Here is a 24,435-nt window from a genome sequence, read left to right on the forward strand (position 1 = left end):
CCGGCCAGGGCCGTCTTCTATAGCGGGCTTTGCGCCTGGCCAGAGCCGGTCCGAATCTTGATCTCGCCAAGGAGCAACGCTCGCAAAGAAAACCCTTTCCGGGAAGCGCTCGGGGTTGCGATGGGCTGGTGATGGGGCCGCGCCGCTTCGGCGGCCTGCGCGGCGCGGTCAAAGCGGCGCTCCGGAAGCCTGCGCGCCGCACTCCCCAGGACAGGCGGAAAGTGACAGGCCGCGGGTTGCGGGTCGGAGGGGACGCCCATACCGACTGCCCGCGCCGACTGCGATAACGATTCCGGAACCCTTTACGGCCCCGAGACGCTTACCGGCGCTGACCCCTCCGAACCTGCAGCCTACAGCCTACAGCCTATTCCCCGTACCCTTCCAGGATCTCCACCTGCAGGAGGACCAGGTCCAGGATGTTGATACGGCCGTCGCCGTTGAGGTCCGCGTCGGGATCGTCCGGCTCGTCCTGCCGAAGGATACGCTCGAGGAGCAGGGTGTCGGCGGCGGTCAGTTCCTCGTCCCCGTCCAGGTCGCCCCAGCGGCAGAGGGGGAAGGGGGCGCTCACGGCGGCGGGCCACCCGCTGGGGTGGCAGACCTTCAACCGGCACGCGGGGGCGAAGGCGCCCGGCACGACCCAGGGGTAGACCCCGGAATTGGCGATGTTCTCGGCCACGGCGATCCAGGTGGCGCCGTTGTCCGTGGAGTAGAAGATGGAAACCGTGCCGGAGTAGTTCGCGGTGTTCCACTGGATGTCCAGGTCGAAGTCCTCCACCGCCGGCTCGCCGGCCGCCGGCGCGGTCAGGGTGATGGTGCCGCTTCCGTGCATGGGGATCTTGGCGGCCTGCTCGGTCTCACGGCCGAAACTCTCGGCGAAGGCCACGACCTGGAGATTGGTCCGGTCCCAGGAGGGGTTGAGGGTCAGGGCTTGCTGGAGGGTGACGGACCCGCCGATGGGGATGTTGACCGTCGTCCCCAGGTTGCTCGGGAGCAGGGCGCGACAGACATGGTCCACCGTCCCCTCGCTGTACCAGGAGAAGGGGATGGCATTCTCGACGAGGGCGAAGAAGAACACCCCCTCGAAGGCATAGTCCCCGGAGACGTTGGCGACCGTCGCCGTCACCGTGTTTTCCGCCACCCAGGACAGCCGGATGTCCACGAGGGCGGGGACGCTCTTCCGGCTGTTGAAGGCGGTCAGGTACTCGTTGTAGGCGCTGGGGCAGTTGGCGGCGCCCGTGATTTTCAGGCTGCCGTCCACGACGACCGTGGGGGTGCCGGCGACGCCGTAGGGGCCCGAACGGGCGCCGTAGGCGGAGCCGGAGAAGGGGTCGCCGGCATGGTAGGCGAGGATCGCCACGTCGGCGCCCTGGTTGGTGTTGAGGGTCCGCAGGCCGCACGCGGCCGCCGGGCAGTACGGTCAACCCACCGCCGTGGTGAACTCCTGGAACAGGACCATCCGGGTCGCCCGGGCTTCCGACGCCCACACAAAGGCCACCGCCAAAGCGGCCAGGAGGATCGCGACAATCCGTCTTGGGGTCATGGCAAGCACCTTCTTGCTTTGGATAAAGGGAATGACTTATTCGCCGAGCAGGAGCGCCCCGTCCCGCATGAGGGGGCGGCCGTCCACGTCCACCGACGGGTCGCGCACGATCCCGTCCAGGTGGATGGGAACGTCCACGGTCCCGCCCATGGAAACGTTGTTACCGAACGCCACGTGGATGGTCCCCATGACCTTCTCGTCCTCCAGGATGCAGCCGATGATCCGGGCGGCGTCGTTGGTGCCGACGCCGAACTCGGCCACGGTGAAGGCGTCCGGCCCCACGGCGGTCAGCATCTCCCGGAGCCGGTCGGCGGACGGGCCGCCCGTGATTTCGACCGCGAGGCCGTCCCGGATCTTCACCCGGATCACCTCTCCCGCGGGCTGCAGGTCGCCGATGCCGGCCATGGAGCCGTCGATGACCACCACGCCGTTGGCCGTCCCCTCCAGGGGGCGGAGGTAGGCTTCGCCGGAGGGGAGGTTCCCGAAGGTCCCGGACTTGCGCACCAGGCCGGTGGACGCGTGGGCGTGGACGCCCCGGATGGAGAAGGACAGGTCGGTCCCGGTTTTCGTCGTCACCCGGACAGCCTCCCCCTTCTCCAGGATTTCCGCCACCGCCTCCGTGCGGGCGGCGATGGCGTCGTGGTCCGCCCCGAGGCAGCGGATCACGGTGTCCTCCCGGATCCCGGGCATGGTGGCCACCCGGGCCCCGGCGGCGCAGGCGTCCCGCCGGGCGGCGGTGTGGGTCAGCGACTTTTCGGTGGGGGCCACCACCAGGGAGAAGTCCCGCATCAGGCGGGCCACGGAATCGTTGGGCTCCTGCCCGTTGCGCTGCATGACCGGGATCTCCACGTAGACGGCGTAGAGCCCGAGGCCCAGGGCGCTCTCGAAAAACGCCCGCCCGATGGGCCGGCACACGGTGTCCGTCAGGATCAGCACGCTCTCGCACGCCTGGACCGCCAGGCAGTCGCGGAGCGCGACCGTCGCGCTCGCGATGAGGGCCTTTTCGTCAGTCATCGAACACGATCCTCCCTTGGGGAAATAGGCTGTTTCCGGGGTCATCGGTCAGGAGATGAGCTTGCGAATCCCCTCGATGACGCGGGGCTCGTCGGAATCCTCCGGCATGGCGTCCATCCGGAGCAGCCGGGGCTGCTCCTCGAGAAGCCTGGACCGCTTCACGTAACTTTCGAGCTCGGTGTCCTTCACCCCCCCGTGGCGGGCGACCGTGATCCCCACCCGGTTGGCGAAGCGGAGCATCTTCCGCAGCTCCGGGACGGCGAGGGCCCCGTTGCTGTCCCAGTCGTCGCCGTCGGTGCCGTGGAAGACGTAGATGTTGTTGTCGCGCTCCAGGTTCTCCTTCTCCACGATCTCGTTCACCAGGCGGTAGGCGGAAGACACCTGGGTCCCGCCGGCCACCCGGGAGTTGTAGTAGGTGTGGAAGTCGGGGACTTCCTTCGCGTCGGTGTCGTGGAGGATGAACCGGGAGACGATCTGCCGCTGGTACTGGAACAGCAGCCACGAGTAGATCAGCACGTGCTGGGTCACCACGAGTTCCGTGGGTTTCCCCGTCATGGAACCGGAGTAGTCCCGCAGGAAAAACACCACGGCCTGGGACTCGAAGTCCTTCTCCCGGGAGAGGATCCGGTAGACCTTGTCGTTGGGCGAGATCAGGAACTTCTCGGGGTCGATGGCCGCCGGGTCCGGGACGTTCCCCAGGTGGATGTTGGTCTGCAGGACCTCCTTGAGGGTGGCCTTCTTGTCGAGGAACTGGCCGAAGCCCCGGTGGCGGTCGGTGAGGTCGTAGGTGTAGCGGGTGAGCGAGCGCTTCTTCCCCTTGTCCTTGAGGTTGGGCAGCTCGAACTTCTCCGTCAGGATCTTCCCCAGGTCGTAGGCGCTGGACTCCATCTCGTGGGACTCGCCCTGCCCCTGCCCGGCGCCGCCCTGCCCCTCCTCGCCTTCCGGCCGGACCGGCTGCTCGCCGATGACCTCCCCTTCCTCCCCCTCGCCGGACCCGCCGGTCTGGCCCTCACGGGAAGCCGTGGTGAAGGAGTTGTCGTGGATCAGCTTCTCCTCCACCGTGGTGGGGACGACCACCACCTTGTCCTTGCCGCCCCGGCCGGGCTTGATCAGACGGCCCACGCGGATCTTTCGGGGGAAACCGTCCTTCTCGCGCTGCTTGTCGCGCTCCAGGAGTTCGTCCAGGGACTGCACGCACAGGACGGGGTTTTCCGCGGGCGGGCGCAGGGCCTGGAGCACATCGAGGTCGGTGTGGGCGTAGAACGTGGGCGGAGCGGGCGGGGCGTTCTCCGGGTCGTGGCCGGGGGACTCCCGGGAGACCTCCAGCTCGGCGCGGATGCGGGCCTCCTGTTCGGCGGTCAGGCCGTCCGCCTTCAGGCGATCCAGGAGTTCCCGGGCTTTCCGGTCCATGCGGGCCCCGCTGCGCTCAGTGTGCCGCCGTGGCGGCCGGTTTCAGAATATTTCAGTTTCCCCCGGTTTGCAACAGCCTTTTTCCCGCCCCGCCCGACAGACCTATCGCCGGCATTTGCATTCAATCCGCCCGCACCCCCGGGACCTCTTTCCGCGTATTCCGTGGTCTGTAAGACACTAAACCGCAGAATACGCAGATAAGATTTTATTGGTCGGCGTTTTTCGTGGTCGGAAGCGGGGGCTCACCGTCCGGCGCCCAGCAGGAGGTGCGGCGGATGCCGAGGGCCCCGGGTTGGAAGCTGAGGTTCTCGCCGCGCTTCCGCTGCGCCTCGAAGTCGCGCAGCACCGCGAGCCCTGGCTTCGCCAGGAACAGGATGGCGACGATGTTGAGCCAGGCCATCAGCGCCACGCCGATGTCGCCGAAGCCCCACATGAGCTTGGCCGTCCGGACGGCGCCGAAGTAGGTCACGCCCAGCAGAACGGCGCGGACAAGGATGATTCCCGAGTGGCGGGCCCGGCCCTTGAGCAGGTAGGCGACGTTGGTCTCCGCGTAGTAGGCGTAGGCCATGAGGGTGGTGAAGGCGAAGAAGAAGAGGGCGACGGAGACGAACTCGCCGCCGAACCCGGGGAAGAGCGTGTCCACGGCCCGCTGGGTCCAGGCCGGGCCGTGCGGCACGCCGGGGATGTTCTGCACCAGGAAACCGCCGCGGCCGTCCGCGGTGTTGAACTGGCCGGTCATGAGGATCATGAAGCCCGTGGCGGAGCAGACCAGGAGGGTGTCCACGTAAACCGAGAAGGCCTGGACGAGCCCCTGCTGCGCCGGGTGCTCCACCTCCGCCGCCGCGGCGGCCTGGGGGCCGGTCCCCTGGCCCGCCTCGTTGGAAAAGATGCCCCGCTTGACCCCCCAGGCGATGGCGGACCCGACAACCCCTCCGAAGACGGCGTGGCCGCCGAAGGCGGAGGAGAAGATCAGGCTGAGGACGGCGGGGAGCTTGCCGATGTTGACGGCCACGATGGCCAGGGACATGATGACGTAGCCGACGGCCATGAAGGGCACGGCCAGCTCGGCCACCCGCCCGATCCGTTTCACGCCGCCGAAGATGATCAGGGCGAGGAGGGCCGCGACCCCGGCGCCGGACGCCCAGGCGGGCCAGTTGAACGCGTTGGTGAAGGACTCGGCGATGGCGTTGGCCTGGATGCCGGGGAGCAGGACCCCGCAGGAGAGCACCGTCGCCACGGCGAAGATCGACCCGTACCACTTCCATCCGAGCCCTTTCTCGATGTAGTAGGACGGGCCGCCCCGGTACTCGCCCTCGATCTTCTCCTTCCAGACCTGGGCCAGGGCGGCCTCGACGAAGGCCGAGGCCGCGCCCAGGAAGGCGATGGCCCACATCCAGAAGAGCGCTCCCGGCCCCCCCATGGCGATGGCCGTGGCCACGCCCGCGATGTTCCCGACCCCCACGCGTCCCCCCAGGGCCATGGCGAATCCCTGGAACGACGAGATGCCGGCGGCGGAGGCCTTCCCGTGCCAGAGCTGGTGGACCATCTCGCCGAGGTGCCGGACCTGGAGGAAGCGCGTCCGGAAGGAGAAGTAGATGCCCGTGCCCAGGCAGAGAACGATCAGGGGGGTCCCCCACACCCATCCATTCACCGTTTCCACCAGCGAGTGCAGATCCATCGCTTTCTCCTTTGCGGCCGTGTTCGGGTCCCTCGACGAAAAAAAGTATTATACCGGTTCCTCCCCGGCAGGGAAACGGGAAACGACCGGGCCCGGTTTTTGCTTGCGCCCGGGTGTCGGGGTGAGTAGGATGAGAACCGCTCGCAAGGGGGAATGATGGACGAACGAGCTTTCTACACCGAGTCCCGGACGACGAAAACGGCCGTGCTGAACTGCCCGCACTGCCGGACGCAGGCGGATTACGGCCTCCAGTGGCTGGTGCGGCGGAAGAAGGACCGCCTGCCCCCGGGCGCCGACGAGCGCGACCGGGCCAAGTTCGGCAAGGCCCAGACCTACATGGTCCTCCTGGACGACCGGGTGATGTGCTCCAACCCCCGCTGCCGCAAGCGCTTCGAGGTCTCCGGGATCAAGACCGTCGCCATGGAGCAGCCCGACGCCCCGCCCCGCCCGGGGGCTCCGGGCGGCCGGTACGGGCCGAAAACCCGATGACGGGCCGGGACGCCCGGTGGCGGGCTGCCTTCCGGTTCACGCCGGAAGACCGGGCCTGCAACCGGGCGGGGCGGATGAGCGAGGCCCCGCGGCCTTCAATCCGGGATCAGCCGTTCGGGCGACGGGATCGCGGTGAGGAAATCAGATTGTCTTCGACAGTGACAGACTGGATTTTTCCTTTGCCAACCCCGAATACGGACGCCTCTTCCACCAGAGTAACAAGGCGCTGAAAAAGCAAACGTCCCGCATTCTCGGTCGATAGAACAATCTCTTCAGAATACACTTGACGCCGCAGGCAAGAGAACAGGGCTTCAACTCCTGACGGGTGTTCCGGAAATCAGGACTGCAGCGACACAAAGCCACTCAAGAGAAGTCTGTTTCAAGCCCTCGCTTTGCGAGGCCTGGCGGCTTCGCGGCTTTGCGCGAGGCCGAGACCGTCCGTTTTTGTTGTTTCGGAAGAGTCCGAGCGGGGGGTCAGGTCCTTTCCACGCGGACGATCTCGCGGCCGGAGGCGTCCACGCCGTAGCCCCGGACGGCCCACTCCGTGGGGCCGTTCTGGGAAAGGGCGTCCTCCCCGCAGGAGCAGGCGGGAGTCGGGCAGAGCAACCCCCGGATCCGGACGATCTGGTAGGACTTCAGCCAGCCGTCGGTGACATTGGCCACGGCCTCGGTCCGGTGAAACTCGTTGAAAAACCGCGCTTGCATGCCAACATCTCCTTGTGATGCGCTGCGGGCCGCTCAGCGGGGACGGGTCGCGCCCAGGCGCTGAAGCGCCCGGTAGAGGCTGGCGGCGGCCCGGGAGTAATCGATGTCGGGGGCGCCGGAGCCGAGCCGCTGTTCGGCCCTGAGCTTCGCGCGCTCCGCCCGCCCGGTGTCGATCTCCCCCTCGCTCTCCGCCACGTCGGCCAGGACGGACGTGTCCTCCCCCTTCACCTCCACGAAACCGTCCCGGCAGAAGAAGCGCCGCTCGTTGCCGTCGGTGTCCGTCAGCGTCAGGACGCCGCAGCCGAGCCGCGCCATGAGGTCGGCGTGCCCCGGCAGCACCCCGATCTCGCCGTCGACGGTCGGGATGCTGACCCGGGCCACCCGCCCGGAGTACAGGTTCTTGTCGGGGGTGACGATGTCCAGGTGAAGGGTCGTTTTCTCGGCCATCCGTTCCGCCTTTCCTCAGCTCTCCTGGGCCATCTTCCGGGCCCGCTCCACGACCTCCTCGATCCCGCCGGCCATGTAGAAGGCCTGTTCGGGGACGTCGTCGTGAAGGCCGTCGCAGATCTCCCGGAACCCGCGGACCGTCTCCTTCACGGGCACGTAGTTCCCCTTGTAGCCCGAGAACTGCTCGGCCACGAAGAAGGGCTGGGACAGGAACTTCTGGATCTTCCGGGCCCGCCCCACCACCAGCTTGTCGTCGTCGGAGAGCTCGTCGATGCCCAGGATGGCGATGATGTCCTGGAGGTCCTTGTAGCGCTGGAGGATGGTCTGGACGCGCCGGGCGACGGCGTAGTGCTCCTCGCCCACCACGTGGGGGGTGAGGATTCGGGAGGTGGACGCCAGCGGGTCCACCGCGGGGTAGATCCCCATTTCCACGATGGAGCGCTCCAGGTTGGTGGTGGCGTCCAGGTGGGTGAAGGTGGTGGCCGGCGCCGGGTCGGTGTAGTCGTCGGCCGGGACGTAGATGGCCTGGATGGAGGTGATGGAGCCCTTGGACGTGGTGGTGATCCGCTCCTGCAGTTCGCCCATCTCCGTGGCCAGGTTGGGCTGGTAGCCCACGGCGGAAGGCATGCGGCCGAGGAGGGCCGACACCTCGGACCCCGCCTGGGTGAAGCGGTAGATGTTGTCGATGAAGAGGAGCACGTCCTGGCCTTCCTCGTCCCGGAAGAACTCGGCCACGGTGAGGCCGGTCAGGGCCACGCGCAACCGCGCGCCCGGCGGCTCGGTCATCTGGCCGTACACCAGGGCCGCCTTCTCGATGACACCCGACTCCTTCATCTCCAGCCACAGGTCGTTCCCCTCGCGGGTGCGTTCGCCCACGCCGGCGAAGACGGAGAAGCCGCCGTGCTCCTTGGCGATGCGGTGGATCAGCTCCATGATGATGACGGTCTTGCCCACGCCGGCGCCCCCGAAGAGGCCGATCTTTCCGCCCTTGGGGAAGGGCTCGATGAGGTCGATGACCTTGATGCCCGTTTCGAGCATCTCCGTGGCCACGCTCTGGTCGGTGAAGGAGGGGGCGGGGCGGTGGATGGGGTAACGGGTGTCGGAGACGATCTCGGGCCCCTTGTCCACCGGCTTGCCGAGGAGGTTCATCACGCGCCCCAGGGTGTTTCGCCCCACGGGGATGCTGATGGCGGCGCCGGTGTCGATCGCCGTCATCCCGCGAACCATCCCCTCGGTGGGCTCCAGGGCCACCGTCCGGACGCGCCCCTCGCCGAGGTGCTGCTGGACCTCGGCGGTGACGTCGATCCGGGCCCCGCTGAAGGAGCCGTCGTCCACGATGCGGACGGCATTGTAGATGGCGGGGATCTTGTCCTCGTCGAAGAGGCAGTCCACCACCGGCCCGATGATCTGGATCACTTTTCCTTCAACCATGTGCGCTCCTTGAGTCTTCTAAATCAAAGCCGCTTTGAATCACCAGAGCCGCTCAACACCATAGGCGTCAAACGACGCGTCGGCGCTGAGGAGGGGGATTCGCTCAAAAAGAACCTGTGCCGCAAGCATCCGGTCAAACGGGTCACGATGATGAAAAGGTAGACTGGAAGTTGCTATCGTATGTTCAACGCTTATGGGGAGGACATTCAATCTCAATCTGTCCAGGAGGAGTTGAAGCAGATTGTCGAACGATCCCTGAAACAACAACTTATTTAAACTGAACTTGATGGCCATTTCCCAGAGACTCGCCACACTGAAAAGGAGTTCATGCCTGTTGTTTTCTAGAATGGATCGGGCCTCTCCGCTGAGCCTTGGTGAGCCCTCTGCGAACCAAAGTGCGGCATGGGTGTCAATTAAAACCTTCATTTTGTATAGTCCGCAAAGTCTTCCAGCGGGGCGTCAAAATCATCGGCTATACTGATTTTCCCCTTAGCAAAGCCGAAAACAGCCCGCGGCGCTTCCTTTTCGATCGGGGGAATGATCTTGGCCACGACGGTGATCTCGTCCTCCCCAGTGATGTACACTTCTTCTCCTCGTTCCACCTGTTGCAACAGTTGGAATATCTGCTCCTTGATCGCGCTGACCTTCACCCTTTTCATGTTAATCTTCTCGTAAGATAAAATCCTCAATACTAATCCAGTAGAATCTCTTACTGTCAGCTAAATGATCTTCAATTTGAGTTCTTTTTAACTTCATCGTTGTTATCGATCAAAAAGAATACTATTTTGTCTGCCAGACCAACGAGTTCATCATAGGTCATGTGCTCCACTGTTATTCTCCTTACAGTGCGTTGGCGCCGCTGACGATCTCGATGATCTCCTTGGTGATGGCCGCCTGGCGGACCCGGTTGCGGAACATCACCAGCCGGTCGATCATCTCGCCGGCATTCTTGGTGGCCGACTCCATGGCGGCCATCCGGGCCCCCTGCTCGGCGGCGGTGGACTCCAGCAGGGCGTGGTAGATCTGAACGAGGGCGTGGCGGGAGAAAACATCCTCGCAGATCTCCCCCCGGGGCTGGTCGTAGAGGTAGTCCACCCCGACCGGCTCCTCCCCCTCCTCCCCGAGTTCCAGCTCGGCGATGGGCAGGAGCTGCTCCACCACGATCCGCTGCTGGATGACCGACTTGAACTCGTTGTAAATGAGGAAGACCCTGTCGTACTCCCCGCGGATGAAACTCTCCAGGACCGGCTCGGCCACGCGGTGGGCCAGCCCCAGGTCCACGCGGGCCAGTTCGTCGACGTACCAGGCCTCCAGCTCGTAACGGCGGCGCTTGAAGTGCTCGTAGCCCTTCTTGCCCACGGTGTCCAGGGCGAAGGCGACGTCGGGGCGCTCCGCCATGAAGGCGTGGGACGCCCGCAAGATGTTGGCGTTGAAGGCGCCGCAGAGCCCCTTGTCCCCCGTCACCACCACGAGGAGAATCTTGCTGTCGCCGGTGTCGCGCATCAGGGGGTGGGAGAGGTCCTCCATCCTCCGGGTCAGACGGTTGACCACGGTCAGCATGTGCCGGGCGTAGGGCCGGGCGGCGAAGACCCTCGCCTGGGCCTTCTGGAGCTTGGCGGTGGCCACGAACTTCATGGCGCGGGTGATCTGCTGGGTGTTCTTGACGCTCTTGATCCGCCGCCGGATGTCGAGGAGATTGGCCATCGGAATTCCCTTCCTGCGGGCCTGTGGGGCGCCCGGGCCCTCAGGCCTGGATCGCCGCGGCGTTCTGCTCGGCGAAGACGGTCTTGAAGGCGCCGGTGACGTCCGTGAGACGCTGGCGGAGTTCGTCGCTCATCACCTTCTTCTCCGCCAGCTCCGCGAGGAGGGAAGCCTCCCGCGCCTGGAGGTGGGCGAAGAACTCCTTCTCGAACACCCGGCAGAGGGGGACCGGGATGTCGTCCAGGTACCCGTTGGTGGCCACGAAGATCAGGATGATCTGCTGTTCGGTGGGCAGGGGTTGGTACTGGTCCTGCTTGAGGATCTCCGTCAGGCGCTTGCCCCGCTCCAGCTGGGCCACCGTGGCCTTGTCCAGGTCGCTGCCGAACTGGGCAAAGGCCTGGAGCTCGCGGAATTGGGCCAGGTTGAGGCGAAGGCTCCCCGCCACCTGCTTCATGGCCTTCACCTGGGCGCTGCCCCCCACGCGGGACACGGAGATCCCCGGGTTGATGGCGGGGCGGACGCCGCTGTAGAACAGGTCCGTCTCCAGGAAGATCTGGCCGTCGGTGATGGAGATGACGTTGGTGGGGATGTAGGCCGAGATGTCCCCTGCCAGGGTCTCGATGATGGGGAGGGCCGTCAGGGAGCCGGCCCCCAGTTCCTCGTTGAGCTTCGCCGCCCGCTCCAGGAGGCGCGAGTGGAGGTAGAAGACGTCGCCCGGGTAGGCCTCGCGGCCGGGGGGGCGGCGGAGGAGGAGCGAGATCTCGCGGTACGCGGCGGCGTGCTTGGAGAGGTCGTCGTAGATCACCAGGGCGTGGCCCTGATGGTCGCGGAAGTACTCGCCCATGGCGCACCCGGTGTAGGGCGCCAGGTACTGCATGGGGGCGGGGTCGGAGGCGGCGGCCACCACCACGATGGACTTGTCCATGACGCCGTAGCGCCGGAGGGTGTCCACCACTCTCGCCACCGTGGACTGTTTCTGCCCGACGGCCACGTAGATGCCGACGACGTCCGTGTCCTTCTGGTTGATGATGGTGTCCACGGCGACGGCCGTCTTCCCCGTCTGCCGGTCGCCGATGATCAGCTCGCGCTGGCCCCGTCCGATGGGTATCATGGAGTCGATGGCCTTGATGCCGGTCTGCAGGGGCTCCTTCACCGGCATGCGGTCGGTGACGCCCGGGGCGAGGCGCTCCAGGGGGTAGTACTGGTCGGTGACGATGGGCCCCTTGCCGTCGATGGGCTGGCCCAGCGCGTTCACCACCCGGCCCACCAGGGCCTGTCCCACGGGGACCTGGGCGATGCGGCGGGTGCGCTTGACGACGTCCCCTTCCCGGATCTCGAAAAACTCGCCGAGGAGCACCGCGCCGACGTTGTCCTCCTCCAGGTTGAGGGCCATGCCCATGACGCCGTGGGGGAATTCCAGCAGTTCGCCGAGCATGGCGCGCTCCAGGCCGTGGATGCGGGCGATGCCGTCGCCGACGGTGATCACGCTGCCCACCTCGGCTACGTCCACCTCGGCTTCGAACCCCTTGATCTGCTCCTTGATCAGGCGAGTGATTTCATCGGCTCGGATATCCATGCTTACTCCTTGTTTCCGACTGCTGACGACCGTCGACCGCCCATGGCCGGGGAGGGCTCACGACGTCCCGGCCAGGCGCTCGGCGAGCCGCTCCACCTGGCGCTTCACCGACCCGTCGTAGACGGTCCCGGCCACCTCCACCCGCAACCCCCCGATCAGCGACGCGTCCACCGCGGCGCTCACCTGGACCCGCCGGGAGAGGACCCGGCCCAGGGTTTCGGAGAGCCGTGCCACCGCTTCCGGCGCCAGCGGGCGGGCGGTCCAGGCCCGGGCCTTGACCACCCGGTCCAGACGGTCCATCTCCTCCCCGAAGAGGGGGTGGATGTCCATCACGTGGGCCAGCCGGTGGTTCGCCGCCAGGACCTTGAGGTAGTCGTTGAAGTAGGGGTGCCACCCGAAGGCCTTCCCGAGCGCCGCGAGGATCTCCAGCTTGTTCCGGGACGGGATCACGGGGTTTTTCAGGATGGGGAGGAAATCGGGGACTTCCGCGGCGATCGCGCCCAGCTGCGCGTAGGCGGCCGTAACCTGCGGTGCGGCGCCGTCCGCGAAGGCCACCTCGGCCAGCGAACGGGCGTAGCGAAGGAGGGTCGATCGCCGGATCATCGCTGTTCTCCGAGGCCCTGGAGGAAGCGCTCGAAGAGGGCCGCGTCGTCCTCCGGGCGGATCTCGGCGCGCAGGAGCCGGCGGGCGGCCTCGGCGGACTGCTCGGCGGCGAAGGCCCGCAGCCCGTCCAGGGCTTCCTTCGTCTGGGACTCGATCTCGATACGGGCGCGGGCGCGGAAACGTTCCATCTCCTCCTCCGTGTGCCGGGCGATGCGGTCCTGCGCGGCGGCCGCGTCCCGCTCCGCCTGCTCACGGACCCGGCCGATCTCGGCCTCCAGGGCGGCCAGGCGCGCCTGGGCTTCGGCCAGCTTCGCCTCGGCCTCGGCCCGCGCCTTCTCCGCGTCCTCCAGCTTCTTGCGGATCTCCGCGGTCCGGTGGACGAAGAAATTCTTCAGGGGTTTTCGAAGGAGGAGGAAGAGGCCGCCGAAGAGGACGACGGCGTTGAAGATCTTGCCGGCCAGGAGCCACCCTTCGCTGAAGGAACTCGTGATGCCGCCGGAAGCGGCGCAGGGCGAGGCCATGGCGAAAAGAAGCCCACCGAGGAGGAGCCACCGGGACCGGGGAAGACGGACCGCGCTCATGACTGCAGCTCCCGCGCGAGAATCCGCTCCGCGGCCATCCGGCCGAAACGCTCGATGTCGTCCTGCAGGCGCTTCCGCGACAGGGCCGCCTGCTCCGCGATGTCCTTCCGGGCGGTCTCGACCTGCACGCGCAATTCCTCCTGGAGGGCGTCGAGCCGTTCTCCCTGGTCGCGGGCGGCCTCGAGCCGGGCGCGGTCCACTGCGGCGGCCGCTTCCTGGCGGGCGGCGCGAAGGGCGGCCTCCAGTTCGCCGGCGATTTCCTTCCGGCGGTGGTCGGCGGCGACGGCGGCGTGCAGTTTCCCCTCGGTCTCCGTTTCCCGTTGCTTGAGGGTACGGAAGAAGGGCTTGTAGAACATTCCTTTCAGCAGGAGATGGTAGGCCACGAAAAGCACCACCACCACCACCACGGAATAGTTGAGGCTCAAGGCCTCGGTCGCCCCCGACATCAGGTACATCCGCTCTCCATCATCGTCCCGGGATCGTCGCCCTCCGCGTTGCAGCGAAAGGATTTCTTATCATCGAATACCCCGGGTGTCAAGCTCCTTTCTCCGCCCCCAATCGGTTTCCCCCACCGTTGTCGGTATCGGTATCGGTATCGCAATCGCCATCGGTATCACAATGGCCATCGCCATCGCTGCACCACCCCCACGGCAGTTGATGACAGCGACCGCGATTGCGATGGCGACCGCGATGGCGACCGCGATGGCGATTGCGATGGCGATTGCGATACCGATATCGATGGCGATAGTTCAAGGGTTGGTTTTGGCCTTGACAAACGGTGATCATGGCCGCGACCGGGAAAAACCCGCCCCGAAGGCTGCGGGAGCCAAACGGGGACCTGGGATCTCGCGCGTGCTGCATATACACTGCTTCGAGGGGATTCAAGCTAAAGCCCCTTCGGCGCCGATCCCGAATCCGCCGGGGATAGTTCGGCCCGGGAGGAACCCTCCTTCCCCGCTCCCTTTCCGGGTGCGTTTGGCCTGTTGAGCTTAACCGGAGACGCTTCTTCTCTGTGCCTCCGTGCCTTCGTGAGAGATCTTCCGGAAGCTTTCTTCCGGACGCGGGGCGACCGGTGAAGGCTCGCTTTCGCACCGCTTGGCCGCCTCCCCGGCGACCTGTTTCCTTGGCGAACTTTGCGTCTTGGCGAGAGCCGACGCGGATCTTGATCTCGCAAAGGCGCCAAGAGCGCAAAGGAAGACCGATATAACGCCTGCCTGTGGGACATGCCCCGTCAGCGCCGCCTGTCCCTTTGGTCCCTTTGGTCCCCTTGTCCCTTCGCGCCCCGGCTTCATCACGGCGCCCTCATGCCGGCTGAAAGCTCGGCACCCTCCGCCGGGTGCCTGTGCGCCCGGGTCTCATTTGCCGGAAGACACGCGGGTTGCCGTGGGGTCGCGCCGCTCCGGCGGCCTGCGCGGCGCGGTCAAAGCGGCGCTCCGGCAGCCTGCGCGCCGCACTCCGCAAGGAAGGGAGGAGATCGAGGGCTGCGGGCCGCCGTCGCCGAGGAGGCCACCGATCCCGTCTGCGACCGCGTTCACGGCTGCGAAAGCGATTGCGGCTGCGATTGCGACAGCGATTGCGATTGCGACTGCGGTTGCGATTGCGATTGCGATTACGACTGCGATTGCGACTGCGATTGCGATACCGATACCGATACCGATACCGATGAGACAACCTCCGGACCTACAGCCTACAGCCTACAGCCTAAAACCCTTGGGCGTGGGTAAAAAAAAATCCCCCCCCGGAGGCGGGGGGGGATGGGTTTCGGAAATCCCCGGGGGGATCAGAAGGAGTAACGGATCCCGAACTGGATCTGCCAGCGGGACAGCAGGTCGTTGATGACGTAACGCTGACCGGGCGAGTACGCCAGCTTCGGCCGGCTGGTGGCGGCGTCGAGGCCGCGGAACGTGAGCAGCGAGTTGTCGAAGTTCACGTAGCGATAGACACCCCAGTCCTTGTTCAGCATGTTGAGGAAGTTCATGATGTCCATCGAGAACTCGATCTTGTGTCCCTTCAGCCACGGGAGCGGGATGTCCTGCATGAAGCGGACGTCGACGCTGTGGTTCCAGGGCTCGCGGGCGCTGTTGCGCGCCACGATCTCCCCGCGGTGCTGGCTCAGGGCCGGGTCGCCGTTGATGTAGGCGTTGAGGGCGTCCCAGTTGTTGGTGGTCAGGATGATGTCGTTCTGGTCGCGCGGGACGTAGATCAGGTCGTTGGCAGCGCCGTCGCCGTTCATGTCGCTGGCGTAGATGTAGGAGAAGGGGCGGCCGGAGCGGCTGGTCAGGAACATGGAGACCGTGGTCGCCGCGTTCTTCAGGAACTCACGCTGGTAGGAGACGGCCACCTTGATGCTGTGGCGGACGTCGAAGGCCGAGAACGTCATTTCCGGCTCGTTCGGGTTGCCGCGGATGTTGTTGTAGCGCCAGTTGGAGTACGCCACCGAGCTGGTGCCGCTGTTGACGTCGTAGGACTTGCCCAGGGTGTAGGAAGCGTTGGCGCTGAACCCGCCGGAGAACTGCTTCTGCATCTGGAAGGACAGGTTCCAGGACTTGCCCTCGTCGGTGTTGGTGAGGTACATGCAGTTGGTGTACTTCTTGGTCAGCCAGTTGGTGGTCCAGCTGGTGCTGGTGGCGCCGGCGGTGCCGTAGAGCGGTCGGCCGTCATAGAGGGTCTTGCCGGTGGCCAGCAGGTTGATGTTCTTGTAGAGGATGTCCTTGAGGACCTTGGTGTAGACGAACTCGACCGTCCCGACCAGGCCCCAGGGCAGCTGGCGATCGAAGGCGATGTCGCCGCGGATGATGGAGGGGTACTTGAACTCGGGGTCGATCAGGTTGACCTCGTTGGTCTGGGCGGCGAAGGAGTGGGGCTGGTTGTCGGGGTCGGGGTTGAACGCCGGCGTGGCAGCACCGGTGACGGTGATGCGGGTGAACTCGATGCCGGTGTTGCTGAACTGGTTGGACAGCCACACGTAAGGCACGCGGCCGGAGAAGAGGCCGATGCCGCCGCGGAGGTTGTTCTTGCCGTCGCTGTTGATGTCCCAGTTGAACCCGACGCGGGGCGACCACAGCAGGTTGCCGCTGGCCGTCTGGTTGGTGGGGATGCCGAAGTAGGTCACGGTGTCCGGGTTGGCGGTGGGGGTGTCCAGCATGTAGGGGATGTCCACGCGGAGGCCGTAGGTCAGCTTGACGTTGGGCTTGACCGAGAAGGTGTCGCCGAAGTAGAAGCCGATCTGGGCCACCCGGAAGCGGGCGGAGAGCAGCGGGTCGGAGCCGTTGGCGAACCCGACCTGGTAGCGGTTGGCCTTGCCGATGTTGAAGTCGTCGAGGCTGGAGAACCGGTAGGAACCGAAAAGGTTCTGGATGAACAGGTTACGGAACTTGTACATCTCGTTGTGGGTGCCGAACACGAAGGAGTGCTTGCCCCAGATCCAGGTGAGGTTGTCGGTGACCTCGTACACGTCCTGGTCGAGTTCGTTGGCCTGGGAGCTGTACTCCGTGCCGGCGTTGAACGAGTAGCTGCTGCTGGAGTTGACGTAGACCTGGATCGCCGGGAAGCGGGTGGCGCCGCTGCGGCGGTCACGGATCCGGGTGTAGGACACCGTGGCCTCGTTGAACAGGGAGTTGGAGAGCGTGCTGTTCAGCTGGACGACGGTGGAGTTGGTCTTGTCCTTGATGACGTAGTTGTTGTCCGGGAACTTGAAGGAATTGGGGTAGAGGTACAGGTTGTCCTTGAGGGGGGCGTTGTAGTTGTGCCGGACGGTGAGGTGGTGGTTGTCGGAGATGTTGGCGTCGACGCGGACGAACAGCTTGTTGGATTCCTTGCGCCGGGTGACGAAGGAACTGAAGCCGCCCGGGTCGTAGCCGTACTTCTGGCAGATCTGCACGAAGCGCTGGGCGTCGGCCACGGAAACGTTGGCGCCGCCCCAGTCGTACGGGCTGCCGCTGTCGTCGATGATGTACTCGGAGGGGTTGGAGTAACGGCTGAGTTCGCCGTTCACGAAGAAGAAGAGGCGGTCCTTGATGATGGGGCCGCCGATGCGGAAGCCGACCTGGTAGTCCTTGAACTCGGGGTAGGAGATCTCGTTGGTCCCCTTGCCCACGAGGGACTGGTTCCGGCCGTAGAAGTAGATGGACCCGTGGAACTCGTTGGAGCCGCCGCGGGTGACGACGTTCACGCCGCCGCCGGTGAACCCGCCCTGGCGGACGTCATAGGGGGCCAGAACGATCTGGAACTCCTGGATGGCGTCCATGGAGATGGGGGTGGACTCGGTCTGGCCGCCGGGGGAACCCAGGTCGCTCAGGCCGAACAGGTCGTTGTTCTGCGTCCCGTCGATCTGGATGTTGTTGTAACGGGCGCTGCGGCCGTTGGCGTTGAAGGACCCCGGGCGCTCCTTGTTGGAGTCGAACTGCGGGGACAGCCGGGTCAGGTCGTCCAGGGAGCGGGTGATGCTGGGCATGGCGTCGATGGTGTCCAGCGTCACGTTCTGGGACGCGCCCGTCCGGTTGGGGTTGATGATGGGGTTGGAGGCCACGACCAGCACCTCGCCGGCGTCGATGGACTCCATCACCAGCTGGACGTTGAAGGTCCGGGCTTCACCCAGTTTCAGGTAAACGTCCTTCACTTCCTCCTTCTTGAAGCCTTCGCAGGAGAACGTGAGGGAGTACGGACCACCCGCCCTCATCATGGGGATCGAGTATCCGCCGTCATCCCGGGTGACGACCTGGTAATTGGTGCCCGTGGGGACGTGCACGGCTTCCACCAGGGCCCCGGGAAGCTCGACCACCTTGTCAACGGTTTTACCTTCCACTCTCCCCTGGAGGCCTGACGTAGTCACGCTCTGGGAGAACGCGGCGGGTGCGCCGATCACAAGGCAGAGCAGCAGAAACGGAATGAGTCTCTTCATGCGCCTACTCCTTATGATGGTATTTGGCTCATATCATTGCAATCCGGAGCAACATGCCTCAAATTGCTTAATTCTTTTACCAGAATCGACAGGGAAATCAAAGGTTTTTTTTTGCATTCTCTGGTCAAAAATCACAACAGGCGGCCCGTTTTCCTTCCGAACGACCGGAGAGGGTCGTCCGTCACGAGGCAGCTGAACGTGTGAAAGGCCTCCGCGTGCTTCACCCCGACCAGGGCCCCCAGGCTGAGGGAATGCGCCTCCATCAGCCCGAAAAAGCGGGACTGGCCGAGGAAAGTGGGGGCTTCCCCCTCGCGGCGGGGGGCCACCTGGGAGGCGTGGCAGCGCACGGCCCGGCACTTGGTTTCCCACGCCTCGGAGACGTCCACCAAAAACGAGGGCTCCACCCGGTGCGGCGGGGCGAAGGCGAAGAGGTAGTGGGGCCGGAAGGGCTCCGAACCCGGGGCCACCTTGCCGAGGCCGGCGTTGTGGACGGCCGCCCGCGTGAGGAGAAAGGCGGCGGTGTGGTCCGGGTGCGGGTCGCGGGGGTGGTGGGTGTAGACCTGCCGCGGCCGGTGGCGCCGGATGAACCGCACCATCTCCAACCGCGCTTCCCGGGTGTTCTCCAGTTCGCCGTCGGGGCAGCCCGGGGTGTAGCGGAGGGCGACATCCAGGACCTGGGCGGCCTCCACGCTTTCCTGGCGCCGCAGTTCCGGTGTCCCCCGGCTGCCGGCCTCCCCCCGGGTCAGGTCCACCACGCCCACGCGGTAGCCCAGGCGCACCAGGACGGCCACGGTCCCGCCCGCCAGGATCTCGACGTCGTCGGGGTGCGCCCCCACGAAAAGCACGTCGAGCCGGTCGTCGTTCTCTTTGCGATAAAGGTACATGGGAACTCCAGGAGAAGGTTGATAGGCTGAAGGCTGTTAGGCTGAAGGCGGTTAGGCTGAAGGTTGTTAGGCTGAAGGCGGTTAGGCTGAAGGCGGTTAGGCTGAAGGGACTTAGGCGTTTTCATATAATTACTTCCTGAGGAGTGCGGCGTGGAGGCTGCCGGAGCGCCGCTTTTTTCCCTCCGGCCGCCACAAGGCGCGGAGGCTGCCGGAGCGCCGTCCCCACGGGGTTGACGGGCGCCGGGCACGCCGCCCGCGCCGCTCCGCGGACTGCGCGGCGCGAAGAAAGCGGCGCCACGAAGCGTGTCGCCGCACTCCACGAAGGAGCTTCCCGTCGTTTGCCGATGCCGGTTGCGATAAAGAAATCAATTCCAATCCCCAGTGCAACCGCGATACCGATTGCGATACCGACTGCGACTGCGACTGCGATTGCGATTGCGATCCCGATACCGATCCCGATTGCGATCCCGATTGCGATACCGATTGCGATACCGACTGCGACTGCGATCCCGATCCCGATACCGATGGAACCATCTCCGAACCCACAAACATAGCCTAACAGCCTTCAGTCTAACAGCCTTCAGCCTAACAGCCTTCAGCCTAACCGCCTTCAGCCTTCTCCCCCACCAGCACCGCGTGACGGCGCTCGAAGGGGTCGGCGGCCTCGAGGAGGTCTCGAACCAGGCCAGGCCCGTGACGGGCCACCAGGGCCGGGGCGCACAGGACGCGTTCCTGGGGCTTGCCGCCCGGGAAGACCTCGGAAAGGAGGGCGTCCACCTGGCGGGCCACCGTTTCGCCCCGGGCACGGGTCTCCCTCCCGAGCCGCGCTTCCAGGCGGGCTTCCAGGTCCCGCACCCGGTTGAGGGTCGTGGACGCCGACCGGGACATGTCGTCGGTGAAGGCGGCGCAGATCGCCTCCAGTTCCCCGGTGACCCGTAAAAACGCCTGGCGGGTTTCGCGGTAGCGCTCCAGCGCCCCGGTCTCCCCCCGGACGCGCATCCCCTTTTGTAACAACGAAACCCGGCCCTCGAAGAGGTCTCCGGCCGACAGGCCGAGGCGCTCGAGCTTCCGCAGGGTCCCCGCGGGGAGGACGCTGGCGGAGCCGCGCGGCCAGAACAACCCCCGCCCCACCGCCATCTCGCGGAAGAGCCCGGGGAGCTGGGCGTGGTACGCCATCTCGCCGGGGCCCCCGACGACAGCCGCCACCGGGAACAGCCAGTTCTGGAAGACGGGCCGCATCAGGACGTCCGGCGAGAACCGCGCGCCCTCGTCGGCCGCCGCCCGTTCCAGGGAATCCCACTCCCGGCCCGACCCGTCCGCCCGGAAGCCGCCGGTCCCCGTCCGGGTCAACCGGCGCCGCCCGAGGGTCTCGTCGAGGTGGAACCAGAACGCGCGCTCCGGCTTGAACCCGACCCGGGGCTTGAACCCGAGGGCCCGGATCGCCGCGGTGTCCTCCCGGACGGCGTCCAGCAGGACGTCGTGGCGTCCGGCGGCCCGGGCGGCGAACTCGCGGCGGAGACCGTCCACGGCCGGGTCGAGGGGGTCGAAGAGGAGGAGCCCCGTCCCGGCGAACAGGCGCCGCATCAGGGCCGTGAACGACCCGGCGAAGGTGGCCTCGGCCCGGACCGTCCCCAGGACCCACGTGCGGACCTCCCCGGCGAAGGGCAGCCCCGCGAGGCCCGTTTCGAGGGCGGCTTCCACGGTCGCCGCCCCGGGCCCCAGGGCCAGCGGGCCGGTCGGGAACCGGGACGCGCCGGCCCCGGGGCCGGCCGTCACGGTGAAGGGCTCGCCGGCGCCGGAGAGCAGGCGGGCGGTGCGCACTTCCGCGAGGTCGTGGTCCTCGGAGGCCACCCAGAACAGGGCGACGGCGTCGGTCCCCGCGTCCCGGAGAGCCTGGACCAGGCGGAGGGCCGTGACCGCCTTGAGGACGGTGTAGAGAGGCCCCGTCAGGAGCCCGGCCTGCTGACCGGCCACCACGTACCAGGGGGTCCCCCGGCGAACCTGTTCGACCGCCTGAAGGGTCTGCCCGTCACCGTCGGTGTTCCGGGCGGCCACGACGTCGGCCGCCCGCGCCCGTCCCGGCGGGGGCCCGGCGGCAATCGCGGCGATGGCGCCGGGGGACCACTCCCCGACGTCCAGGAACCGGCGGCGGGCTTCCCCGTCCCGCAACAACATCGCCGCGAAGGGGTTCACCCCCGGTCCAGTCCCCGTCCCTGTCTCGACCACGACATGCCGCATGTAATCCCTTCCCCCATCCAGGATGATGATCCCGAAAAAAATCCGGATTCCTCAAACCACAAAGAACGCAAAGACACGCAAAGAAGGTCCGAACTCTTTGATTTCAATGCATGGCAGGCTCATCATTCTGGGTTCCAAGAGTACTCCGCGCTCTTTGTGGTCTCATCGAATTTTACGAACGCATCAAGCATGACGGGTTCGCAAAAAGCCGGAAGACGGATGGAAAAGTGGCTGTAAAGCCTTTTTTTGAGCCATCACCCGGAGGGTGATGGTACTTTTTGCGGCCCCATCAAGTATCCGTTTCGGTATCCTGATCGGCCTCGCAAGCGGTCAAAATCAGGCGCTCCATCCGCTTGCCGACGGGCACGGCTCTGACCGGTCACTATACGCCTCCCCGGGGCCGGGAGGACAAAAAAAAGGGACTCCCGGTGAGGAAGTCCCTGACGTTTCGGGGGCAAAACCCGAAGGCTAGCGACGGTGGCCGCCGTGGCCGCGATCACCGCGGTCGCCGCGATCGCCGCGCGGCCGATCGTGGTGTCGCCGCGGCGGACGGTCGTCGTGGCGCTCCTCCTCGGGGCTCATCCCCTCGGGCGGCTCCTGGAGGGCCTTCATGCTGAGCTTGACCTTGTTGGGCGGCTCGATGCCGATCACCTTCACCTGGATCTCGTCGCCCAGCTTCAGGACGTCGTGGATGTCCGGCGTGCGGCGGTGGGAGACCTCGGAGATGTGCATCAGGCCGTCGGTGCCCGGGAGGATCTCCACGAAGGCGCCGTAAGCCTCCAGGCGGGTCACCTTGCCGGTGTAGACCTTCCCGACCTCGGCTTCGGCGCAGATGTCGTTGATCCGGCGCCGGGCGTCTTCCGCCGCTTTCTCGTCGCTGGCGAAAATCTTGACGGTGCCGTCGTTTTCGATGTCGATCTTGGCCTTGGTGGCTTCCACGATGGACTTGATGGTCTTCCCGCCGGGGCCGATGAGGTCCTTGATCTTGTAGTCGGAGATGGTCATGGTGTAGTAGCGCGGGGCCGTGGAGGACAGCTCGGGGCGGGGCTTGTCGATGACGGCGTCCATCTTGTCCAGGAGGAAGAGCCGGCCGCGAAGGGCCTGTTCCAAAGCTTCCTTCATGATCGCCGGGGTGATCCCCTCGATCTTGATGTCCATCTGCAGCGCGGTGATCCCGTCACGGGTGCCCGCCACCTTGAAGTCCATGTCGCCGTAGTGGTCCTCGAACCCGGCGATGTCGGTCAGGATGGCGTGCTTGTCGCCCTCCAGGACCAACCCCATGGCCACCCCGGCCACAGCCTTGGAGATCGGCACGCCGGCGTCCATCAGGGCCAGGGAGCCGCCGCAGATGGTGGCCTGGGAGGAGGAGCCGTTGGACTCCAGGATGTCCGACACCACGCGGATGGTGTAAGGGAAAACCTCCGTCGGGGGAATGACCGCGCGGAGGGCCTTCTCCGCCAGGGCGCCGTGCCCGATCTCCCGGCGGCCCGGGCCGCGCAGGAAGGCCACCTCGCCCACACTGAAGGGCGGGAAATTGTAGTGGACCATGAAGGTCTTGCTGGATTCGCCGTCCAGGGTCTCCATGACCTGGCTGTCGCCGGAGGTCCCCAGGGTCACCGTGACCAGGGACTGGGTCTCGCCGCGGGTGAAGAGGGCCGAGCCGTGCGTGCGGGGGATGAAGCTCAACTCCATGTCCAGGGGGCGGATCTGGTCGAAGGCGCGGTCGTCGGTCCGGCGGCGGTTTTCCAGCAGGTCCTTGCGGAAGATCTCCTCCTTGAGGCGGTCGAAGACGCGCTTGACCAGCTTGCGCCGGGCCTCGTCCTCCTCGGGGTAAGACTCGACGATTTCCTTTTTGAGTTCCTTGACGCGGCGCTCGCTGTTGAGCTTGCCGGGGGTCCGGATGGCCGCCAGGATGGCCTCGCCGTACTTGCCCCGCACCTCGGACATGAGGTCTTCGGGGTAAACGGGGGGCTCGACGACCCGCTTGACGGGCTGGAGCTTCGCATGGATCTCCTTCTGCAGCCCGATGAGCCGGCGAATCTCCCCATGGGCCAGGTCCAGGGCTTCCAGCATCTGTCCCTCGGCGATCTCCTTGCAGGAACACTCCACCATGACGATGGCGTCCTCGGAGCCCACCACTACCAGGTTCAGGGTGGTCCGCTCCATGTCGGGGATCCGCGGGTTGACGGTCAGGGCGCCGTCGATGAGACCGATCCGCACGCCCGCGATGGGCTTGTGGAAGGGGATGTCCGAGAAGTACAGGGCGCTGGAGGCGCCCAGCATGCTCAGGACGTCGGGCTCGTTCTCCCCGTCGGCGGAGACGACGAAGGCGATGACCTGGGTCTCGCAGTTGTATCCTTCCGGGAAGAGGGGCCGGATGGGCCGGTCGATGCACCGGCTGGTCAGGATTTCCTTCTCCGTGGGGCGCCCCTCCCGCTTGAAGAAGCCGCCGGGGAACCGTCCCGCGGCGTAGGTGTACTCCTTGTAGTCCACGGTGAGGGGAAGGAAGTCGACGTCCTTGGGCTCCCGGGCGGCGCAGGCGGTCACCAGGACCACCGTGTCGCCGTAGCGGACCAGGGCGGCGCCGTCCGCCTGCTTGGCCAGGCGTCCGGTCTCGATGCTGAGCTCCCGTCCGCCGATCTCGAGTGATGCGCGATGTTGCATGTGTATATCCTCCATATCGATTATGCTCAAGGTAGTGGCGCAAGCTTCAGCTTGCGCGAGTTGTTTTGAAAGTTCTCCCGTCACGCCGGGTCGAGCGGATCCCGACGCGCCCGGCCGGCCGCGGCGTTATCGGGAGTGCCGGCGGAAAATAAGCCACACCCGGCGGAGTGCGCGACACCGCCGGGTGTGAACGGTTCAGGTTCTGTTCGGAGTGATTTCGCTGCGGGCTTACTTGCGGAGGCCCAGTTCGGCGATGAGCTTGCGGTAACGTTCAATGTCCTTTGCTTTCAGGTATTCCAGGATGCGCTTGCGCTGGCCCACGAGCTTGAGCAGGCCGCGGCGGGAATGGTGGTCTTTCACGTGCGCCTTGAAGTGGTCCGTCAACTCGGTGATGCGCTGGGTCAGGAGGGCCACCTGCACCTCGGGGGACCCGGTATCCTTTTCATGGTGCCGATATTTCGCGATCACTTCGCCTTTTGCTTCCTTGGTGACGTTCAAAATCGTTCCTCCTCGACAAAATGCAAACGCGCTTTTTAGCACAGATGCGCGGCGTTGTAAAGAGAAAATTTTCGTC

General features: G+C 65.8%; 19 protein-coding genes and 1 pseudogene. 1 reads left to right on the plus strand and 19 read right to left on the minus strand.

Going from position 1 to position 24,435, the window contains the following annotated elements; translation table 11 throughout:
• Positions 1-364: 364 nt before the first annotated feature.
• From KA419_05645 to KA419_05660, 4 genes are all read right to left on the minus strand, one after another.
• Entirely contained in the window at positions 365-1,357 is a 993-nt protein-coding gene (locus tag KA419_05645) for a hypothetical protein (GenBank protein ID MBP7865415.1), read from the minus strand.
• 219 nt (positions 1,358-1,576) lie between these two features.
• Positions 1,577-2,554: an aminopeptidase gene (locus KA419_05650; protein ID MBP7865416.1), complete on the minus strand. Its 978-nt coding sequence runs from the start codon at positions 2,552-2,554 to the stop codon at positions 1,577-1,579.
• 48 nt (positions 2,555-2,602) lie between these two features.
• Entirely contained in the window at positions 2,603-3,964 is a 1,362-nt protein-coding gene (locus KA419_05655; protein MBP7865417.1) for a DUF444 family protein, read from the minus strand.
• Positions 3,965-4,169: 205 nt separating this feature from the next.
• A complete protein-coding gene (locus KA419_05660; protein ID MBP7865418.1) occupies positions 4,170-5,642 on the minus strand; it encodes an alanine:cation symporter family protein in 1,473 nt (490 codons plus the stop codon).
• Between the two features lie 156 nt (positions 5,643-5,798).
• On the opposite strand from KA419_05660, the pseudogene KA419_05665 reads away from it, so the two are divergent.
• Positions 5,799-6,062: pseudogene (locus KA419_05665) on the plus strand (hypothetical protein).
• Between the two features lie 543 nt (positions 6,063-6,605).
• On the opposite strand, the gene KA419_05670 reads toward KA419_05665, so the two are convergent.
• The 15 genes from KA419_05670 to rpsO form a co-directional block, all read right to left on the minus strand.
• Positions 6,606-6,836, minus strand: a complete 231-nt coding sequence (locus KA419_05670) for a hypothetical protein (protein MBP7865419.1) — start codon at positions 6,834-6,836, stop codon at positions 6,606-6,608.
• Positions 6,837-6,869: 33 nt separating this feature from the next.
• Positions 6,870-7,283, minus strand: coding sequence for an ATP synthase F1 subunit epsilon (gene atpC, locus KA419_05675; protein ID MBP7865420.1), 414 nt, complete (start codon positions 7,281-7,283; stop codon positions 6,870-6,872).
• Between the two features lie 15 nt (positions 7,284-7,298).
• The gene (atpD, locus tag KA419_05680; GenBank protein MBP7865421.1) at positions 7,299-8,714 is read right to left on the minus strand and encodes a F0F1 ATP synthase subunit beta; all 1,416 of its coding nucleotides are present in this window, start codon (positions 8,712-8,714) and stop codon (positions 7,299-7,301) included.
• Positions 8,715-8,753: 39 nt separating this feature from the next.
• Positions 8,754-9,140 (minus strand): type II toxin-antitoxin system VapC family toxin, encoded by a 387-nt coding sequence (locus KA419_05685; protein ID MBP7865422.1) that lies wholly within the window; start codon positions 9,138-9,140, stop codon positions 8,754-8,756.
• On the minus strand, positions 9,137-9,373 hold the full coding sequence (locus tag KA419_05690; protein MBP7865423.1) for a DUF2281 domain-containing protein: 237 nt from the start codon (positions 9,371-9,373) through the stop codon (positions 9,137-9,139). The genes KA419_05685 and KA419_05690 overlap by 4 nt, the downstream gene beginning before the upstream one ends.
• Before the next feature lie 181 nt (positions 9,374-9,554).
• Positions 9,555-10,418, minus strand: coding sequence for an ATP synthase F1 subunit gamma (atpG, locus tag KA419_05695; protein MBP7865424.1), 864 nt, complete (start codon positions 10,416-10,418; stop codon positions 9,555-9,557).
• A 40-nt stretch (positions 10,419-10,458) separates the two neighbouring features.
• On the minus strand, positions 10,459-11,991 hold the full coding sequence (gene atpA / locus KA419_05700) for a F0F1 ATP synthase subunit alpha (GenBank protein MBP7865425.1): 1,533 nt from the start codon (positions 11,989-11,991) through the stop codon (positions 10,459-10,461).
• A gap of 57 nt (positions 11,992-12,048) precedes the next feature.
• Positions 12,049-12,594 carry an ATP synthase F1 subunit delta gene (gene atpH / locus KA419_05705; GenBank protein ID MBP7865426.1) on the minus strand — a complete coding sequence of 182 codons (546 nt, stop codon included), beginning with the start codon at positions 12,592-12,594 and terminating at the stop codon, positions 12,049-12,051.
• Positions 12,591-13,175, minus strand: coding sequence for a hypothetical protein (locus KA419_05710; protein ID MBP7865427.1), 585 nt, complete (start codon positions 13,173-13,175; stop codon positions 12,591-12,593). Before KA419_05710 ends, atpH begins: the two co-directional genes overlap by 4 nt.
• A complete protein-coding gene (locus KA419_05715) occupies positions 13,172-13,630 on the minus strand; it encodes a hypothetical protein (protein MBP7865428.1) in 459 nt (152 codons plus the stop codon). The genes KA419_05710 and KA419_05715 overlap by 4 nt, the downstream gene beginning before the upstream one ends.
• 1,325 nt (positions 13,631-14,955) lie before the next feature.
• The gene (locus KA419_05720; protein MBP7865429.1) at positions 14,956-18,075 is read right to left on the minus strand and encodes a TonB-dependent receptor; all 3,120 of its coding nucleotides are present in this window, start codon (positions 18,073-18,075) and stop codon (positions 14,956-14,958) included.
• Between the two features lie 131 nt (positions 18,076-18,206).
• Complete coding sequence (gene bshB1 / locus KA419_05725) at positions 18,207-18,959, minus strand: bacillithiol biosynthesis deacetylase BshB1 (protein MBP7865430.1); 753 nt, start codon at positions 18,957-18,959, stop codon at positions 18,207-18,209.
• Between the two features lie 600 nt (positions 18,960-19,559).
• Positions 19,560-21,197: a bacillithiol biosynthesis cysteine-adding enzyme BshC gene (bshC, locus tag KA419_05730; protein ID MBP7865431.1), complete on the minus strand. Its 1,638-nt coding sequence runs from the start codon at positions 21,195-21,197 to the stop codon at positions 19,560-19,562.
• Between the two features lie 468 nt (positions 21,198-21,665).
• Positions 21,666-23,861: a polyribonucleotide nucleotidyltransferase gene (pnp, locus tag KA419_05735; protein ID MBP7865432.1), complete on the minus strand. Its 2,196-nt coding sequence runs from the start codon at positions 23,859-23,861 to the stop codon at positions 21,666-21,668.
• A gap of 228 nt (positions 23,862-24,089) precedes the next feature.
• Positions 24,090-24,359, minus strand: a complete 270-nt coding sequence (rpsO, locus tag KA419_05740) for a 30S ribosomal protein S15 (protein ID MBP7865433.1) — start codon at positions 24,357-24,359, stop codon at positions 24,090-24,092.
• Positions 24,360-24,435: the final 76 nt, after the last annotated feature.

Source organism: Acidobacteriota bacterium, from assembly GCA_018001935.1.
GTDB lineage: Bacteria > Acidobacteriota > JAAYUB01 > JAAYUB01 > JAAYUB01 > JAGNHB01.

What these genes read in the sequence shown, in the direction of transcription:
- pnp (MBP7865432.1), bottom strand. Translation starts at nt 23,861, where the DNA reads ATGCAACATCGCGCATCACTCGAGATCGGCGGACGGGAGCTCAGCATC.
- KA419_05715 (MBP7865428.1), bottom strand. Translation starts at nt 13,630, where the DNA reads ATGTACCTGATGTCGGGGGCGACCGAGGCCTTGAGCCTCAACTATTCC.
- KA419_05650 (MBP7865416.1), bottom strand. Translation starts at nt 2,554, where the DNA reads ATGACTGACGAAAAGGCCCTCATCGCGAGCGCGACGGTCGCGCTCCGC.
- atpH (MBP7865426.1), bottom strand. Translation starts at nt 12,594, where the DNA reads ATGATCCGGCGATCGACCCTCCTTCGCTACGCCCGTTCGCTGGCCGAG.
- KA419_05655 (MBP7865417.1), bottom strand. Translation starts at nt 3,964, where the DNA reads ATGGACCGGAAAGCCCGGGAACTCCTGGATCGCCTGAAGGCGGACGGC.
- atpD (MBP7865421.1), bottom strand. Translation starts at nt 8,714, where the DNA reads ATGGTTGAAGGAAAAGTGATCCAGATCATCGGGCCGGTGGTGGACTGC.
- bshB1 (MBP7865430.1), bottom strand. Translation starts at nt 18,959, where the DNA reads ATGTACCTTTATCGCAAAGAGAACGACGACCGGCTCGACGTGCTTTTC.
- KA419_05690 (MBP7865423.1), bottom strand. Translation starts at nt 9,373, where the DNA reads ATGAAAAGGGTGAAGGTCAGCGCGATCAAGGAGCAGATATTCCAACTG.
- KA419_05670 (MBP7865419.1), bottom strand. Translation starts at nt 6,836, where the DNA reads ATGCAAGCGCGGTTTTTCAACGAGTTTCACCGGACCGAGGCCGTGGCC.
- atpC (MBP7865420.1), bottom strand. Translation starts at nt 7,283, where the DNA reads ATGGCCGAGAAAACGACCCTTCACCTGGACATCGTCACCCCCGACAAG.
- KA419_05685 (MBP7865422.1), bottom strand. Translation starts at nt 9,140, where the DNA reads ATGAAGGTTTTAATTGACACCCATGCCGCACTTTGGTTCGCAGAGGGC.
- bshC (MBP7865431.1), bottom strand. Translation starts at nt 21,197, where the DNA reads ATGCGGCATGTCGTGGTCGAGACAGGGACGGGGACTGGACCGGGGGTG.
- KA419_05720 (MBP7865429.1), bottom strand. Translation starts at nt 18,075, where the DNA reads ATGAAGAGACTCATTCCGTTTCTGCTGCTCTGCCTTGTGATCGGCGCA.
- KA419_05710 (MBP7865427.1), bottom strand. Translation starts at nt 13,175, where the DNA reads ATGAGCGCGGTCCGTCTTCCCCGGTCCCGGTGGCTCCTCCTCGGTGGG.
- atpA (MBP7865425.1), bottom strand. Translation starts at nt 11,991, where the DNA reads ATGGATATCCGAGCCGATGAAATCACTCGCCTGATCAAGGAGCAGATC.
- atpG (MBP7865424.1), bottom strand. Translation starts at nt 10,418, where the DNA reads ATGGCCAATCTCCTCGACATCCGGCGGCGGATCAAGAGCGTCAAGAAC.
- KA419_05660 (MBP7865418.1), bottom strand. Translation starts at nt 5,642, where the DNA reads ATGGATCTGCACTCGCTGGTGGAAACGGTGAATGGATGGGTGTGGGGG.